Source organism: Pseudoalteromonas rubra, assembly GCF_001482385.1.
GTDB lineage: Bacteria > Pseudomonadota > Gammaproteobacteria > Enterobacterales > Alteromonadaceae > Pseudoalteromonas > Pseudoalteromonas ardens.
In genome coordinates, this window is the sequence record NZ_CP013611.1 from 712,837 (window position 1) to 727,937 (window position 15,101).

Genomic DNA, 15,101 nt, shown 5'->3' on the forward strand with positions numbered 1-15,101 from the left:
CATACCGAATATCTTCATTCTGTATAACTGGTAATTCTCATTAATCTGATTTCCGTACCTTCGTATACAACGCGACGATTTTCTTTCAGTATGTCCAGACAGAAAGTAGCTGTGATGTGATTTTCGCCCGATAAAATGCGCGCATAAAGCCCTGTAGGTAACGCCTCCGGGCTTGGTCCTTCTCCCGCTTCTTCTACACCATATATATTGCCATCCGCTGTACCCGATATCCTTAAGCTCGGAGGGTGTCCGTTCCAAACCGATAATGTACCAGATACATTTTTACAGGGGTTTGCTTCTACCGATGCAGATTGACAGAGCGCACACATAAGTGCCAGAAGGTAGAGTTTTTTACGCATTAATGTGCTAAACATAAAATCGAACTTTGATTTTCCTGAAGAACCATATGCAAAGGTAGCTAAACAGAAACACGACCGCGCTATAGGCCGCTGCAAGATAAGGCGTTAACAAGTAGCCAACCACATTTCTACCGCCATCAGCAACTCGCATCTTTCTTGCTTTTATTTCCTCTTCAGTCCAGGTTGACTCTTCAACAAGACTGATGGAACCGTTTCTATCTCTGTCTAATTGTACAACTATTAAATCCAGCTGAGAATTTAGGTTATACAAAGGCACCACAATAACGAGGTACATCAGTACAACGCTGAGCACATACTTAGTCAAAATCGGCAAAGGTTTTCGACTGAAGCCTTTAATGAAAAGCATGATCATCGGCAATACTAAAAAAATCAGATAGCCTACCATTCTCAATAAAACAGCAGTTTCTACACTCATGCTAATCATAATAGACCTACAGCTAACCCCCTCACTAGTTAACTATTTTCATCGACGATTTGAGACATACCGCCAGCCATAATTTCTTCCTCAAATTCATACCTATCGCGCTCTTTGCAAGATAACTCTACCAGGTTCACAACAGGGATTCCGAGCTTGACGATCATCCTTTATATTTCCCTTGGCATATAAATGTGATTGCCTCTTGAGATATTGCAGTAGTTACGCTTTGCAAGTAGGCATCATCTTCATTTGAAGGGAGCCTGAGAACAACCGCCGCGCCAGGGTTTATACAACGCCCAATATACTTATCGGCATATTCGTAGTTAAAATAAACAGGCTGATACTCTAACACACGTGTTTCTTTTTCAGGAAAGTGAAAATTAAGATAGTCAAATCTTCCCTGTGGCTCAGGTGAGAAAACGCCTGATTTAACCATCTGATTAACAACCTCTTGCCCCTCTACCGGACTTTCTTCAAGATACGTTAGCTCTATTATTAAAGAAGCCTCGATACTGATTTCTCTTTGGCTGTATGACAGAGCTGACCAGAGGGCACAACTAACAAACGTGTAAGCTTCATCTTAACTGCAAAGCGCTTAAAGCAAGATCGAAAATATTTCATTCCTTTTCACCCAAACCAAAAACTATTGCTCGTGAGTAGCGCTTTTATAATCTGGCCCGATAAAATCCCACTCAGCAACCGGAACTTTTACCAGCATTACCGAGTCCTGGCCAAAACGGCGGGCATATAAAGACGCCAGCATCTTGGCCTTTTCAACGCCCTGCTCGTCCACAATCACGGTCACCACTTTCGAGCGCTCTGGTTTACCTTTGTAGTAACCTATCGAATCGACAACATTAAAACCATCAAACGCCTTTACTATCTCATCGTTTTGAAACGCCTGCCATTGCTCTAGCGACACCCCACCACCACCTGGCAATGACAGACCAAAGAACAGCCTGAGCCGATAGACTTCGTCTGCATAGGCGTGGGAAGTACTGAGCAGCAGAGTAAGTAATATCAAACGATTTGCGAATTTTACGACCATGCATTTTCCTTATTGAATACGCGAAAATTAAATTGGTGACCAACATCCCTTAAAGCTGAGTCATTAGTGGTTCTTTGCTTTACACGATTCAAATTGACTTGAGGAACAAAGAGCTGGCTGACCAAACAATATGGTAACTATTATTCTCTCACCCAACCAACACTTAACACATAGCGGCTGCCTAGCGTAACTTTACTCACGGCATGGGCTTCTATGTCGGGTCTGAACAGTTTAATCCTTGTCCAGTTTACAAGGGTATTTTGGCAGATAAACTCTCCACCTTGTTTAGCGTGTTTAAGGATAATATTGAGCCGGTAGTGTTTGCCAGAATCGACCTGATCCACATGCTGTTTAATTTCACTGCCCGCCGGGAAATGGATCAGGTAACAGTCGAATTTAATGGGCCAGATTGCGCCGCATAACAGCATTTTATCGTAGCCCGAGTCTTGTCTTCCCGCTTCCCAGCGCCATAACTTATTCAACATACCTGCACTCTCTTGACGCCTGCGCAGAGATCGTCTTGCTGAAACTGCGCCTTTAGTCGATTTTAAAATTGTCCATCGTGCGTTGCAGTGTATCACTGTTTAGTTTCATGTCATCAAAGAGTTTTTTCAGTGCCTGAGCGGTTCTAAGTTCTTCATTTGCCGCATCTAATACCGCAGTGGTATTACTGGAGATATCCTGTGCAACCACAGACTGCTGCTGTGCCGTCGTGGCGACGCCCCCTTACCCAAGCGATATCACCCTGGGATAGGCTTCTGAAGAGCGTTCGTGATAAATATCATCAAGATATAGGGCCAGTTCGGATTCACACAGCTCAGGTGGGATCACGACATCATATACTCTGGCGCGCATGCCCGCGTCAGAATCATTAAACAGCTGCCATTGTGCCCCAACCCGGCTTACTGACATGCGTTTGCCAAATACATTAAACCTGATTGTCATCCATACTCCCAAAAATAAAACAAAGCATAACAAGCAGTTTTTACTATTTGGCCAGGAAAGTCGACAGGCTAGCTAAAGTACTTTTCATTAAAGTGTGGATTGGTAATATTGGTTGTCAATTTGGTGATTTGGGTCAGTTGCACTAGGCTGGTTTGGTCCCCCACACTCAGCTTTAAACACTCATTCTTGTGCGTATCACGGCACAAGTCCAGGGCCACACCTGAGAGCTATTCACCGCTGCGCAGATTGATAGTCACCGAATAGTGAAACAGGCAAACAATCTCAAAATAGTCGTAGTCGCTACAACTGATCACGCGCTTATGCTCCTGTTTCAAGTTTGCCCATGACTATCCTGTTTACTGAGTGAAGTCGGAACAAGTTTGACGCCGTAATGACATCTTCCACTGTCGCGTCTGGTGATATATACAACCAAACACTTTGTGTTGAATCCTCTACACGTAACTTATCTATTAATTCACCGAGCCTACGAACTTCTGCCAGAGGATAACTGATCTTTTCATACATAAAGTATAGATGGCCACTCGCTAATAGTTGCACTTTAATCGCTCTGTCGTGCGCACAACGGTAGTGGCAATGGTTGATTGCCTTTCCTTGAATAACAGGCACAGCCTGAATAGGTGTTTCTCGAGGAATAACAAACAGTAGTAACAGCAGGGCCAAACTCAGACCCGCGTAACTCAGTATAGAAAATACCGAGTTATCGCTGCGGTGCTGTTGACGCAAGCGGGTCACGCATTTGCGCTGTGCTGAAGGCCCAATAAATCGAGCAAAGCACTGTGAATTTGCAATTTAGGTGTCCCTTCGCTATACGGCGTTACCCCAAGCATAGGTGCATTTAATCGTTGTTTTAAGGTCTCCAGATTAGCTTCATATTCCTGCATGGCAGGATCAACCTGGTTGGCCACCCACCCTACACAGTTCAAACCGGATGCACTAATGGCTTGCTCGGTCAAAAATGCATGGTTCAGACAACCCAGTTTCATACCAACAACCAGGATCACAGGCAGTTGCTCCTGTTTAATCCAGTCGTACAAGAATTGAGTGTCGTTGATAGGTAACGCCCAGCCACCGGCGCCTTCAACAAGCGTATACTCTGCACCTAAGGTACTTAACTCACGATATTTTTCACTCAATGCCTCACAGCTAATGGTCACCCCGGCACGCTGCGCAGCGATATGAGGTGCAATAGGTGGCTCAAAACAAAATGGATTGATCTGCTCATATTTGCCGTGCACAGAAGCCGCTTCCATGAGACTCAGCGCATCTTCGTTCACAAGCTGGCCAAAGGCTTCTTCAGCGCCTGCTGCAAGCGGTTTAAAGCCGAGCGCTTTCTTGCCTCTTTGCGCCAATAATTTAAGCAGCAGCGAAGACACATGGGTTTTGCCCACTTCAGTGTCTGTACCAGTGATAAAGAATGCACTCATAATTTAGTTAGCTCCATTAAGGCGACCTGATAACTCAACTGTGCCCGACCATTAGAAAGCGGGTACCCTGCCAATAATTTACGATATTGTGCTTTCCCCAGCAAGCCACGACGCTGGCCTTCATGCTGTAATTGGTTGGCGCCAATCGCCTTTACTGATTTAAAGGCCGCCTGAGCCGTGCTAAAGGTTTCTTTCAGACACATCAATTCAGCATCATCAATGTCAAACCCTGCGTCATCGGCGTATGTCAGTAGCGCATCAAATGGGGTAAAGCGATTAACATGACAGTGCGCGTCTACGCTTTGCCAGGCCTGCTGTATTTCATACAAAGAGCCATCGGCTACAATACTCAGGTAGGCTTTCCCCCCGGGCCTTAAAATCCGCTTTAGTTCTGTAAATAACGTAGCGTGATCCTGACTCCATTGAATCGCAAAATTACTAAAAATAGCATCAACGCTGTTATCCGCGAGCGGCAAACTGTCCATATCCGCACAGATTTTAAGTGCGCCTTCAGGGCCTTGCCCTAACATACCAGCGCTCAAATCCAATGCTACTAATTGCGCACAACGCTGACTTAACGCGTCGTAATGCTGCATGGGACCTGCGCCTAAGTCTAAAATTCTGTTACATCGCTGAGTGATTTTCTTAAGTAAGATCTCTGCGGCCTGTTGCTGAACATTCGCATGCTGCACGTAAACCTGAGATGCACGCGAAAAACGCGAGGCAACCTGTGCTTTTACTGAAACACTCATATCGCCTCCTTAAGTGCATTGAGCAAGGTATCTATGTCTGCTGAGGAGTGCGCCGCAGTCAGGGTGATACGTAACCGGGCTGCATTTTGCGGTACTGTCGGTGGCCGGATGGCAGTCAACCATATTCCCTGCGCTTTCAATTGCCGTTGGGCTGCAAGCGCGTTATCTGCCGAGCCAAGCACGACAGGCTGTATGGCCGTTGTCGATGGCAGAACCGGAATACCCAGTTGCGCTGCTGTTTGAGTGAAATAGACAATGTTATCTTTTAATGCTGCTCTTTGTGAGCTGGCACTGCGTAACTTAGCAAACTGCTTTATTGCAAGTTCTGTCAGCATTGGTGACATTGCCGTGGAGTAAATGTATTCGCGGCTGAATTGCAATAAATACTGCTGCACGCGCTGACTACATAACACCGCAGCGCCCTGACAAGCCATCGCTTTACCAAAGGTGATCACCAACAACTCTGGTTTAACACCACCGTCGATACTGCCAAGCCCGTTATCACCCACCACGCCCAGTGCGTGGGCATCGTCAACCATCAGCCAGGCATTGTGCGTCTTTGCAAGCTGAGCGATATCCACCAAAGGCGCGCAATCACCGTCCATAGAGAATACACCTTCAGTCACGATCAGTTTGTTTTTTGCTTTAGACTTTTCCAGTCGCGCACGCAAATGAGTGACATCGTTGTGATTGAACCGCGTCAGCTTGGCCTGACTGTGTAAAGCACCATCCAGCAAGCTGGCATGATTAAGCTTGTCCTGAAACAACTCAGATTCACGCCCTACAGCAGGATCATTAAATAGCGCCTGGATCACGCTGGTATTCGCAGCAAAACCACTGGCGAACAGCAATGCCCTGTCGTAACCAAAAGCATCACACAACTGTGCCTCAAAAGCCGAGTGGACTGATTGAAACCCCGTCACCAGCGCCGAGCTGCGACTGCCAGGTTGTGCCGTCAGACTTAACGTTTCATCGGCCAGCGCAAGATAATCATTGCTGGCAAAATTCAGGTAAGCTTCGCCGTCGACTTCGATTTCACGGGCTGACACTTTGCCTATACACTGACGATGGCGCACTAAAGACGCCGCAGCCCGGGTTTGAAGGGCTGCATCGATGAACTCAAAAGCCATTTAGTTGGCTTCGTAGAACAATTCAGACGTTGCTTTATCTGCAATTGCAGAATTCAGAGACGCTTCATAGGCCTCATCTGAGTAATCCTGACGTTTCTCCGGTTGCATGCCTAGCTTTTTGAGCAGGTTCATATCTGCATCGGCTTCCGGGTTTTCTGTGGTAAGTAGCTTATCGCCGTAGAAAATCGAGTTTGCACCGGCAAAGAAACACATAGACTGCATTTGCTCGTTCATTGCTGTACGACCCGCAGATAAACGCACATAGCTGTACGGCATCATAATACGTGCAACCGCAATGGTACGGATAAACTCAAAATGGTCCAAATCATCAACGTCTTCAAGGGGGGTGCCAGCCACTTTAACCAGCATGTTAATTGGCACACTTTCTGGTTGTTTAGGCAGATTCGCCAGCTGCATAAGCAGACCGTAACGGTCAGAGGCTTGCTCGCCCATACCCACAATCCCGCCCGAACAGACTTTCATACCGGCATCGCGGACGTGGTCGAGTGTATCCAGACGGTCCTGATAAGTACGTGTAGTAATGATCTGTTCATAATACTCAGGTGACGTGTCCAGGTTGTGGTTATAGTAATCTAAGCCTGCTTCTCTGAGCGCATGTGCTTTATCATTATCCAGTTTACCCAGCGTCATACATGTCTCAAGGCCCAGCTCTCTGACCTCACGCACCATCTTTTCAATATAAGGCATGTCGCGATCTTTTGGATCAGACCAAGCAGCACCCATACAAAAACGCGTTGCGCCCTTTTCTTTGGCCACCTTGGCTTGCGCAACCACTTTTTCGACTTCCATCAGGCGTTCACGTTCCAGATCGGTTTTATAGTGGCCTGACTGAGGACAATATTTACAATCTTCCGGACAAGCGCCTGTTTTAATAGACAAGAGTGTAGAGATCTGTACTTCATTGGGATTAAAGTTTTTTCTGTGGATGCTCGCGGCATGAAACAATAGATCGTTGAATGGCATTTCAAATAGTGCTTTAACTTCTTTATGCGTCCAATCGTGACGTACTGTGCCCAATTCCATAATTATTCTCTTCTTTTGACTGACATTTTTTAGTCAGTTGTTATGACGGTGATTGGCTTAGTCTACTTCTTGCTTTACCATTGTCAACACAGACCACTTAAGCAAGGTTTACAAGTGAGCAATAATAACACAATTGATTTAGCCTTTGATAAAGCACATATCTGGCATCCCTATACCTCCATGCTGGATCCGCTGCCCGTTTATCCGGCCAGTCATACACAAGGTAATCGCATTCATCTGGAGACTGGCGAAGAATTGATTGATGGTATGGCATCCTGGTGGAGTGCTATTCATGGCTATAATCACCCTGATATTGTGACAGCAATCACTGAACAAGCAGGCAAGATGAGTCACGTAATGTTTGGCGGACTTACGCACGCTCCGGCTGTTGAGTTATGCAAAAAGCTGGTAGCAATGACCCCTGAGCCACTGAACAAGGTGTTTCTGGCTGACAGCGGCTCGGTCAGTGTTGAGGTGGCAATTAAAATGGCCCTGCAATACTGGCTAAGCAAAGGGCATACGCGCAAAACTAAACTCATGACCGCCCAAAAAGGGTATCATGGTGATACCTTTGCCGCCATGAGCGTATGCGATCCGGTCAATTCCATGCACAGTATGTATCAGGGCTTTCTGCCGGAGCATATTTTCGTGCCAGCACCATCCGGGCGCTTCAATAATCAAGCCTGCGAAAAAGAGTTACAGCAGCTCGAAACGTCGTTTGAGGCCCATCATCAGGATGTCGCAGCATTTATCATTGAACCAATAGTGCAAAACGCCGGTGGCATGAACTTCTATCATCCGGACTACCTGAAAAAGCTCCGTACACTGTGCGACAAGTATGATGTTTTGCTGATCCTCGACGAAATAGCCACTGGTTTTGGCCGCACCGGAAAATTGTTCGCCTGTGAGCACGCCGACATCAGTCCAGATATTCTCTGCCTGGGTAAAGCCCTGACCGGTGGCACAATGACACTGTCCGCAACCCTTACCACCGATGAAATAGCCGTTGGGATCAGCCAGGGCGAAGCCAAAGTACTGATGCATGGCCCTACTTTTATGGGTAACCCACTGGCCTGTGCTGCCGCTAATGCCAGCCTGTCACTATTGCAAAGCAATGTCTGGCAACAGCAAGTGCAGCGTCTGGAGCAAAGTTTACGGATGCTTGAACGATGCAAAGCGCTGGATGCCGTGCAGGATGTCAGAGTGCTCGGCGCAATTGGTGTTGTTGAATTAAACCGTACAATTGACGTAGCGAGAATACAGCGTTTCTTTATCGAAAAAGGCTTATGGATCCGCCCGTTTGGTAAACTAATTTATCTCATGCCCCCCTATATCACATCAGATGAAGATATTGCACACCTGGCAGGCGGCATCTATCAGGCCATCGAACAGGACGCGTATTAATTCAAGCCCACACCGCAATAAAGTTCGACAAATAATGCAAAGTTGGTAAATTTTTTGCCAATTTTGCAATTATTTACGATATTTCATCGATTGTACCTGAAATCATTTCACGGCTTTGTTAGACTAGGCGACTTTGATTGTAAATTCCGAATAAAGTCGAGAATCGAGCTACTATGCAACAAACCGTCAAATTGCAGCCAGCTGAAGCTTATCAGCCGCCCCGCTTTACTGTTTATCAACACCGTCAGATTGATAAAATTGAGCAACTTGAAAAACTGCCTGAGCACCTGCGCTTCCAGATGAAGGTGGTTGCAAACGTTTTCCCTTTCCGCGTTAATAACTATGTTATTGAAGAACTCATTGACTGGGACAAGGTGCCCAATGATCCCGTTTTCCAGCTTACTTTCCCGCAGCGTGGTATGCTGGACGATGAGTCTTATGAAGAAATGGCAGCGCTGCTAAAGCGCGAGCATACGCCAGAAGAAGTCTTCGAGCTGTCGACTAAACTAAGACAAAAGCTCAACCCGCACCCGGCCGGTCAGATGGACAAAAACGTCCCGACCTTTGACGGAGAGCGTGTAGAAGGCATTCAGCACAAGTATAAAGAAACCGTCTTGTTCTTCCCGGCACAGGGCCAGTACTGTCACTCTTATTGTACTTTCTGTTTCCGTTGGGCACAGTTCGTAGGTAAAGCAACACGCTTTAACAACAACGATGAAGAGCTGCTGCACAGCTACCTGGAAGAGCATACCGAAGTCACCGATCTTCTTATGACAGGTGGCGACCCAATGGTAATGCGTACAGTAAAACTGCGTAAGTACCTAGAAGCGCTAAAAGAGCCGCGCTTTGATCACATTCGTACTATCCGTATTGGGACCAAATCTCTGACTTTCTGGCCATTCCGTTATGTCACAGATCCAGACGCACAAGATTTATTGGCACTGCTCAAAGAGCTGGTTGATGCCGGAAAGCATGTGTCAATCATGGCACACGTTAACCACAAGCAAGAACTGCGCACTGACATTGCCAAAGAAGCGATTAAGCTGCTGCGCAAAACGGGTGCCCAGATCCGGACGCAGGCCCCGCTACTTAACCACCTCAACACCGACCCTGAAATGTGGTCTGAGATGTGGAAAGAGCAAACTCAGATGGGCATGATCCCATACTACATGTTTATTGAGCGTGACACCGGCGCCAAGCGCTACTTTGAGTTGCCGTTGTATAGGACCTGGGAAATTTTCCGTGATGCTTATAAAGAAGTTTCGGGTGTGAGCCGCACGGTGCGCGGACCTTCTATGAGTGCGGGTCCAGGTAAAGTCGAGGTCTCAGGAGTGACTGAAATCAACGGTGAGAAAGTATTCGTGTTGCGTTTCATTCAGGCACGTAACCCAGATTGGGTGCAAAGACCTTTCTTTGCCAAATATGATGAAGAAGCGACCTGGCTGGACGGCCTCAAGCCGGCATTTGGCGAAGAGAAGTTCTTCTGGCAGGACGAATACGACGCCATGTAAGGCATCAATGCATAAAAAAGCCGACATTCATGTCGGCTTTTTTTTATTTGGTAAACCACTGTTTATGTTTACCATTCAAACATATACGCCATTTTGCTAATGGTTCTCAAAGCGACGCCATGTGTGTTGCGCTTGGCATACAAATGCTGCATCGACTTATCTTTAACTTCACCAACAATCACTTCTTTAACTTGATATCCCATCGCCTGTGCGGCACTGGCATAGGCCACAAACTCCCAGCGTTTGATATTGGGGTTATCAGCTATCACCAGCGGGATCCCCTCAGCCAGCGCATTGATAAAGCGTGCCAGGTTCAGATTATGATATTCCGGTAACCTGAACTTCTCAAAATGGTACTCGCCTTGCTCATTATGAAAGTAATCATCTGTTGCACAAATGACAAATTGTGTCTCGTCACCCGCCACCAGCTCGTCTGCCAGCGCATAGGCGTAATGTGTTTTCCCAGAGCCAGGTAATCCCCGTAATATAAATGCCTGTTTCATCTATTGAACGACTTATATCCAGTTTTTCTTAGTAGTAGAGTGACATAATGCCATAATTTTCGCATTTAAGTAATTCATCGAGTACCTGCAAGCTGTTTTTTAGTATCAAATCACCAAACCACTCTCTATCTCCAGGAAGGAACGGATCAAATGGTCAATTATCGAGCTTGCATTCCCTTTCAGTTGCTATTAGATGTAAAAAAGCCCAAAGAAATTACCCTACTCTGGCATTTGATGGTTTTTTTATGTGTCTATCGCAGGTAAGATACGACATAGCTGACTGCGCAAAAAGCGTGGTCATGGCAGTGAGTTAAACAACACACGCAACAGACTAATTATAAATAATCATTTTGGAGTAAAGATGAGCCACACAGCGATAACGGAGCTACTAGCAGGCACCGTTGCGGTAGACAGCCAGGTTACTGTAAAAGGCTGGATCCGTACACGACGCGATTCAAAAGCGGGTATTTCATTCCTAGCCGTCCATGACGGTTCTTGTTTCGATCCTATTCAAGCCGTAGTCCCTAATTCGCTTAATAATTATGAAGAAGTGACTCGTCTTACCGCAGGCTGCTCTGTAGCCGTTACCGGCGTTCTGGTAGCCTCTGAAGGTCAGGGCCAGGCATTTGAAATTCAGGCTAACAAAGTTGAAGTACTGGGTTGGGTTGAAAATCCGGATACCTATCCAATGGCCGCTAAGCGTCATAGTATCGAGTATCTTCGCGAGCATGCTCACCTGCGTCCGCGCACTAACGTAATTGGTGCGGTTACCCGTGTTCGTAACTGCTTGTCACAGGCTATCCACCGTTTCTTCCACGAGCGTGGCTACATGTGGATCAGCACGCCTATCATCACAGCAAGCGACTGTGAAGGTGCCGGTGAAATGTTCCGGGTTTCTACACTGGATATGCAAAACCTGCCACGTACTGACAAAGGTGATATTGATTACAGCGAAGACTTCTTCGGTAAAGAAGCGTTTCTGACTGTATCTGGTCAGCTAAACGGTGAAACCTATGCCAGCGCAATGTCAAAGATTTATACTTTCGGCCCAACATTCCGTGCTGAAAACTCCAATACATCGCGCCACCTGGCTGAGTTCTGGATGGTTGAGCCAGAGGTTGCTTTTGCCGATCTGGACGACATCGCTGCCCTTGCTGAAGATATGCTCAAATATGCCTTTAAGGCCGTATTGGATGAGCGCCGTGATGACATGGAGTTCTTTGCCCAGCGTATCGAAAAACAGGCTATTACACGTCTTGAGTCATTCATCGACAAAGACTTTGCACAGGTTGACTATACCGATGCTATCGAGATCCTGAAAAACTGTGGTAAGAAGTTTGAATTCCCGGTTGACTGGGGCGTTGATCTGCAATCGGAGCACGAACGTTACCTGGCTGAAGAACACTTTAATGCACCAGTCGTTATCAAGAACTACCCGCGTGATATTAAAGCCTTCTACATGCGTCAAAATGAAGACGGAAAAACCGTTGCGGCGATGGACGTTGTAGCACCGGGTATTGGCGAGATCATTGGTGGCTCTCAGCGTGAAGAGCGCCTTGATGTTCTGGACCAACGCCTTGAAGAAATGGGCCTGGATAAAGAAGATTACAGCTGGTACCGCGACCTGCGTAAGTACGGCACAGTGCCACACTCGGGCTTTGGTCTGGGTTTTGAGCGTTTAGTTGCTTACGTAACAGGTATGGGCAACGTCCGTGACGTTATCGCCTTCCCGCGCACAAAAGGCAGTGCAACCTACTAATCTTATTGAGTGTTAAAAAGCCCCTTCCGGGGCTTTTTCATGTCAGCTGAACCTTATCGGGCTGCCACATAATTCTGACATGCACCCAATTCGGTATATCTGTGTGCATGACCTTCCGTCATGGGTGCAACACCATGTAATGGACCACCATTAACACGCCAGTTTTTCCCTTCAAAACTCACAACATCCCCTGTTTGATACACACTGGGGTATGGTTGCCAAGCGTCACTGCAAGGCTGACACTTAGGTAGCACCTCACCAATGGCATCTAACAACTTATTCTTGTCTCCGCGTGCGTCCTGATGGAGCTCCCAGATAAAAATGCCGGGATAGCCATTGTCGGCAACAAATTGCGACTTTGTGCGGACCAATTCAAGGGTTTCCCAAAAGTGCAGATAATTATCCATTTCATAGAATCCTGCGTTGTAGTCCACACCTAACCCGTCAACAAAGGTTTCTACAATCTCACGCGCTGTGTACGTTACCACCGGGCCACTGACGCCATCAGGGAATGATTTGTTATAAAAAGGGATCCCCAGACTGGTTTTACTCACGTCGTACTTAGTGATCATGCTCTGGCTCCATTGCGCAGGATTCACCAGACCATCATGGATATACGACCAGGCTGCGTGATGGTTTTTCGGTGAGCCACCCCAGCCTCCGGTGTAGTCGTAGGCCATAAAGCGAATATAATCGGCATGCTCATCCAGATCTGGATGAAAATTAATGCCAGACCAACCACCAGCCTGAACATCTACGCTCACTTCAAGGTGTGCGGGTAATGCAGCTCTGAGGTCTTTGACCAGATTAAGCAAATAACCACTCTCAACCGGGTTTGGCTGGTTGTAGGTACTCCAGTCTTCCCAGTCGACATCGATACCGTCCAGGTTGTGTAGCTCAGCGTAAGCAACCAGGTTTTTTACCAGGTTCGCTCGCGCCTGTTCGTCCATTGACAGGAAGTCAACCCCGGCACCGCCGACTGAAATCATTACACCAGTATTGTTAGCGTGCGCGTGTGCCACAATGTCATCAATATAGCGGTCGGCCTCAAGCGTGTTCAGCGTACCATCGGCATTAGGATAGGCAAATGCCACTATAATATGAGTGAGTTTATCAGTGGCCAGATCCTGAACATCCAGCTGACCACCCGCAGGGTAATCCCAGGTGGAGTAAAAGCCTTCCACCCTTGGGCAAAATGAATCTTGTGCCCAGGCCGTCTGCATTGACAGACCAGATATAGCCACAGCTAAAGTTAGACAGGTTTTCTTAAACATAACGTGCTCCATGTTGTATAAATATCAAACACAACAAATATCACGTTAACAAAAAATTTAAAAATGAAGATTTATAATAATGCCTTATGCCCGGGCGCGTACTGCTACGCATTTTAGCGCGCCCTTGTCAGTGTAATACTCAATTATTCACTTACTCTTTGAATAAAAGTTCGCAAAAATGTAATCCCGCTCTTTGATACTTTCGTGGCAGCTGGCACACACTTTTTGTATCGCACTCTCCGTACCTTTACCCGCTAGCAGTACTTTCCCTTGCCTATCGAACTGCACATATTCCCAATCACCGTGCTTAGGCGAGTAGCCTGGCTGACGTTTAATCATCATAGTGATTGTCAAAGCTTCATGGGGCGACCCCGACTGAGAAGAGAAATTCTCTTTCAAAACAATCGTGCCCGGTGAATAGGACGTAAAGTGAATTAGTTCCGACCAGACCTGACATTTCGATTTGAAAAATTGAGAGTTACCCGTTTTGATAAAGGTGTCTAATCTTTGTTCAAAACAACTAAGGAGTAACTCTCATATTACATACTAACAATCCAATCATTAAACACATAGCTGGCTTGCTCAATCTGGCTGAAGAGCTTGGAAACGTACCTAAAGCCTGCAAAATGATGGGAGTTTCGCGAGATACGCTTTATCGCTATCAAGAGCTCATAGATGAAGGCCGTATTGATGCACTCATCGATAAATCGCGCAGAAAACCAAACCTGAAGAACCGTTTAGATGAAGAGACTGAAAAAGCAGTTTGAATTTCCAGATCACGGGCAGGTCAGAGCCAGCAATGAGTTAAGAAAACAAGGCGTGTTTGTTTCTGCCCGAGGGGTCTCGGTCAGTTTGGTTGCACCATGACTTGGAAAACTTTAAAAAGCGTTTGAAAACGCTAGAAGCTAAGGTCACGCAAGAAGGTATTATTCTCACGGAGTCCCAAGTGACAGCCCTTGCGAAGAAAAAGCAGGATGATGAAGCCTGTGGAGAAATTGAAACAGAACACCCCGGATATCTTGGGTCACAGGATACTTTTTATGTCGGAAGCCTAAAGGGGGTTGGCCGTATTTATCAACAAACTTTTTTGATACATACTGCAAAGTCGTGTTTGCAAAGCTCTACACCACTAAAACGCCGATTACAGCAGCGGATCTATTGAACGACAGAGTTCTGCCTTACTTTAAGTTGCATGAGCTGCCTTTGCTAAGGATCCTCACTGACCGCGGAAATAAGTACTGTGGCAAGGTCAAGCACCATGACTATCAGTTTTATCAGGTGACATTTCGCAAAAAACTATATAGCTCTCTGGAAAAGCTTCAAAAGGACCTGGACGAGTGGATAAATTACTACAATAATGACCGAACTGATCAAGGAAAAAAATGCTGTGGCAGAACGCCAATTGAAACATTATTAGATGGGCAATCGCTCTGGGCTGGAAAGAATTTAGCCTAAATCTGGACTGACAATCACCGATTGAAAAACGGG

General features: G+C 46.5%; 18 protein-coding genes and 2 pseudogenes. 4 read left to right on the plus strand and 16 right to left on the minus strand.

Features of this window, described 5'->3' with window-relative positions; all coding sequences use genetic code 11:
* Window positions 1–14: 14 nt before the first annotated feature.
* From AT705_RS03170 to bioB, 13 genes and pseudogenes are all read right to left on the minus strand, one after another.
* Window positions 15–359: a hypothetical protein gene (locus AT705_RS03170; protein WP_157576644.1), complete on the minus strand. Its 345-nt coding sequence runs from the start codon at window positions 357–359 to the stop codon at window positions 15–17.
* Window positions 360–366: 7 nt separating this feature from the next.
* Entirely contained in the window at window positions 367–795 is a 429-nt protein-coding gene (locus AT705_RS03175; protein ID WP_157576646.1) for a hypothetical protein, read from the minus strand.
* A 163-nt stretch (window positions 796–958) separates the two neighbouring features.
* Complete coding sequence (locus tag AT705_RS03180; RefSeq protein ID WP_058795463.1) at window positions 959–1,234, minus strand: hypothetical protein; 276 nt, start codon at window positions 1,232–1,234, stop codon at window positions 959–961.
* Between the two features lie 207 nt (window positions 1,235–1,441).
* Window positions 1,442–1,846 (minus strand): DUF3574 domain-containing protein, encoded by a 405-nt coding sequence (locus AT705_RS03185; protein ID WP_058795464.1) that lies wholly within the window; start codon window positions 1,844–1,846, stop codon window positions 1,442–1,444.
* Window positions 1,847–1,986: 140 nt separating this feature from the next.
* On the minus strand, window positions 1,987–2,331 hold the full coding sequence (locus tag AT705_RS03190; protein ID WP_058795465.1) for a 2OG-Fe(II) oxygenase: 345 nt from the start codon (window positions 2,329–2,331) through the stop codon (window positions 1,987–1,989).
* Between the two features lie 52 nt (window positions 2,332–2,383).
* Complete coding sequence (locus AT705_RS24785; protein WP_237113775.1) at window positions 2,384–2,539, minus strand: hypothetical protein; 156 nt, start codon at window positions 2,537–2,539, stop codon at window positions 2,384–2,386.
* Between the two features lie 33 nt (window positions 2,540–2,572).
* Complete coding sequence (locus AT705_RS03195; protein WP_058795466.1) at window positions 2,573–2,791, minus strand: DUF7661 family protein; 219 nt, start codon at window positions 2,789–2,791, stop codon at window positions 2,573–2,575.
* Window positions 2,792–2,859: 68 nt separating this feature from the next.
* Window positions 2,860–3,105, minus strand: a pseudogene (locus tag AT705_RS25560) (Rho-binding antiterminator).
* 4 nt (window positions 3,106–3,109) lie between these two features.
* Window positions 3,110–3,535 carry a hypothetical protein gene (locus AT705_RS03200; protein ID WP_157576648.1) on the minus strand — a complete coding sequence of 142 codons (426 nt, stop codon included), beginning with the start codon at window positions 3,533–3,535 and terminating at the stop codon, window positions 3,110–3,112.
* Window positions 3,536–3,540: 5 nt separating this feature from the next.
* Window positions 3,541–4,236: a dethiobiotin synthase gene (bioD, locus tag AT705_RS03205; RefSeq protein WP_058795468.1), complete on the minus strand. Its 696-nt coding sequence runs from the start codon at window positions 4,234–4,236 to the stop codon at window positions 3,541–3,543.
* Window positions 4,233–4,988 (minus strand): methyltransferase domain-containing protein, encoded by a 756-nt coding sequence (locus AT705_RS03210; protein WP_058795469.1) that lies wholly within the window; start codon window positions 4,986–4,988, stop codon window positions 4,233–4,235. Before AT705_RS03210 ends, bioD begins: the two co-directional genes overlap by 4 nt.
* Window positions 4,985–6,118: an aminotransferase class I/II-fold pyridoxal phosphate-dependent enzyme gene (locus AT705_RS03215; protein ID WP_058795470.1), complete on the minus strand. Its 1,134-nt coding sequence runs from the start codon at window positions 6,116–6,118 to the stop codon at window positions 4,985–4,987. The genes AT705_RS03210 and AT705_RS03215 overlap by 4 nt, the downstream gene beginning before the upstream one ends.
* Window positions 6,119–7,162 (minus strand): biotin synthase BioB, encoded by a 1,044-nt coding sequence (bioB, locus tag AT705_RS03220; RefSeq protein WP_058795471.1) that lies wholly within the window; start codon window positions 7,160–7,162, stop codon window positions 6,119–6,121.
* Between the two features lie 114 nt (window positions 7,163–7,276).
* Here bioB and bioA point away from each other — a divergent pair, with 114 nt between their 5' ends.
* Together bioA and AT705_RS03230 are read left to right on the plus strand one after the other, a co-directional pair.
* Window positions 7,277–8,566, plus strand: coding sequence for an adenosylmethionine--8-amino-7-oxononanoate transaminase (gene bioA, locus AT705_RS03225; protein WP_058795472.1), 1,290 nt, complete (start codon window positions 7,277–7,279; stop codon window positions 8,564–8,566).
* A gap of 173 nt (window positions 8,567–8,739) precedes the next feature.
* Window positions 8,740–10,077 (plus strand): KamA family radical SAM protein, encoded by a 1,338-nt coding sequence (locus AT705_RS03230; protein ID WP_010384549.1) that lies wholly within the window; start codon window positions 8,740–8,742, stop codon window positions 10,075–10,077.
* 68 nt (window positions 10,078–10,145) lie between these two features.
* Here AT705_RS03230 and AT705_RS03235 read toward each other — a convergent pair whose 3' ends face one another.
* Window positions 10,146–10,580: an AAA family ATPase gene (locus tag AT705_RS03235; protein WP_010384547.1), complete on the minus strand. Its 435-nt coding sequence runs from the start codon at window positions 10,578–10,580 to the stop codon at window positions 10,146–10,148.
* A 361-nt stretch (window positions 10,581–10,941) separates the two neighbouring features.
* Between AT705_RS03235 and asnS the strand changes: the two genes are divergently transcribed.
* Window positions 10,942–12,339, plus strand: coding sequence for an asparagine--tRNA ligase (asnS, locus tag AT705_RS03240; RefSeq protein ID WP_010384545.1), 1,398 nt, complete (start codon window positions 10,942–10,944; stop codon window positions 12,337–12,339).
* Between the two features lie 53 nt (window positions 12,340–12,392).
* Here the strand turns inward: asnS and AT705_RS03245 are convergent, their stop codons facing one another.
* Together AT705_RS03245 and AT705_RS24795 are read right to left on the minus strand one after the other, a co-directional pair.
* Window positions 12,393–13,613, minus strand: coding sequence for a glycoside hydrolase family 18 protein (locus AT705_RS03245; protein ID WP_058795473.1), 1,221 nt, complete (start codon window positions 13,611–13,613; stop codon window positions 12,393–12,395).
* A gap of 147 nt (window positions 13,614–13,760) precedes the next feature.
* Window positions 13,761–14,012: a cytochrome P460 family protein gene (locus AT705_RS24795; RefSeq protein WP_167551972.1), complete on the minus strand. Its 252-nt coding sequence runs from the start codon at window positions 14,010–14,012 to the stop codon at window positions 13,761–13,763.
* A 137-nt stretch (window positions 14,013–14,149) separates the two neighbouring features.
* Here AT705_RS24795 and AT705_RS24800 point away from each other — a divergent pair.
* Window positions 14,150–15,068: pseudogene (locus tag AT705_RS24800) on the plus strand (helix-turn-helix domain-containing protein).
* Window positions 15,069–15,101: the final 33 nt, after the last annotated feature.

Excerpts from the sequence above, each read along its gene's own strand:
- AT705_RS03210 (WP_058795469.1), bottom strand. The coding sequence starts at position 4,988 with ATGAGTGTTTCAGTAAAAGCACAGGTTGCCTCGCGTTTTTCGCGTGCA.
- AT705_RS03175 (WP_157576646.1), bottom strand. The coding sequence starts at position 795 with ATGAGTGTAGAAACTGCTGTTTTATTGAGAATGGTAGGCTATCTGATT.
- AT705_RS03190 (WP_058795465.1), bottom strand. The coding sequence starts at position 2,331 with ATGTTGAATAAGTTATGGCGCTGGGAAGCGGGAAGACAAGACTCGGGC.
- AT705_RS03185 (WP_058795464.1), bottom strand. The coding sequence starts at position 1,846 with ATGGTCGTAAAATTCGCAAATCGTTTGATATTACTTACTCTGCTGCTC.
- AT705_RS03180 (WP_058795463.1), bottom strand. The coding sequence starts at position 1,234 with ATGGTTAAATCAGGCGTTTTCTCACCTGAGCCACAGGGAAGATTTGAC.
- asnS (WP_010384545.1), top strand. The coding sequence starts at position 10,942 with ATGAGCCACACAGCGATAACGGAGCTACTAGCAGGCACCGTTGCGGTA.
- AT705_RS03215 (WP_058795470.1), bottom strand. The coding sequence starts at position 6,118 with ATGGCTTTTGAGTTCATCGATGCAGCCCTTCAAACCCGGGCTGCGGCG.
- AT705_RS03170 (WP_157576644.1), bottom strand. The coding sequence starts at position 359 with ATGCGTAAAAAACTCTACCTTCTGGCACTTATGTGTGCGCTCTGTCAA.
- AT705_RS03195 (WP_058795466.1), bottom strand. The coding sequence starts at position 2,791 with ATGACAATCAGGTTTAATGTATTTGGCAAACGCATGTCAGTAAGCCGG.
- AT705_RS03235 (WP_010384547.1), bottom strand. The coding sequence starts at position 10,580 with ATGAAACAGGCATTTATATTACGGGGATTACCTGGCTCTGGGAAAACA.
- bioB (WP_058795471.1), bottom strand. The coding sequence starts at position 7,162 with ATGGAATTGGGCACAGTACGTCACGATTGGACGCATAAAGAAGTTAAA.
- bioD (WP_058795468.1), bottom strand. The coding sequence starts at position 4,236 with ATGAGTGCATTCTTTATCACTGGTACAGACACTGAAGTGGGCAAAACC.
- AT705_RS03245 (WP_058795473.1), bottom strand. The coding sequence starts at position 13,613 with ATGTTTAAGAAAACCTGTCTAACTTTAGCTGTGGCTATATCTGGTCTG.
- AT705_RS03230 (WP_010384549.1), top strand. The coding sequence starts at position 8,740 with ATGCAACAAACCGTCAAATTGCAGCCAGCTGAAGCTTATCAGCCGCCC.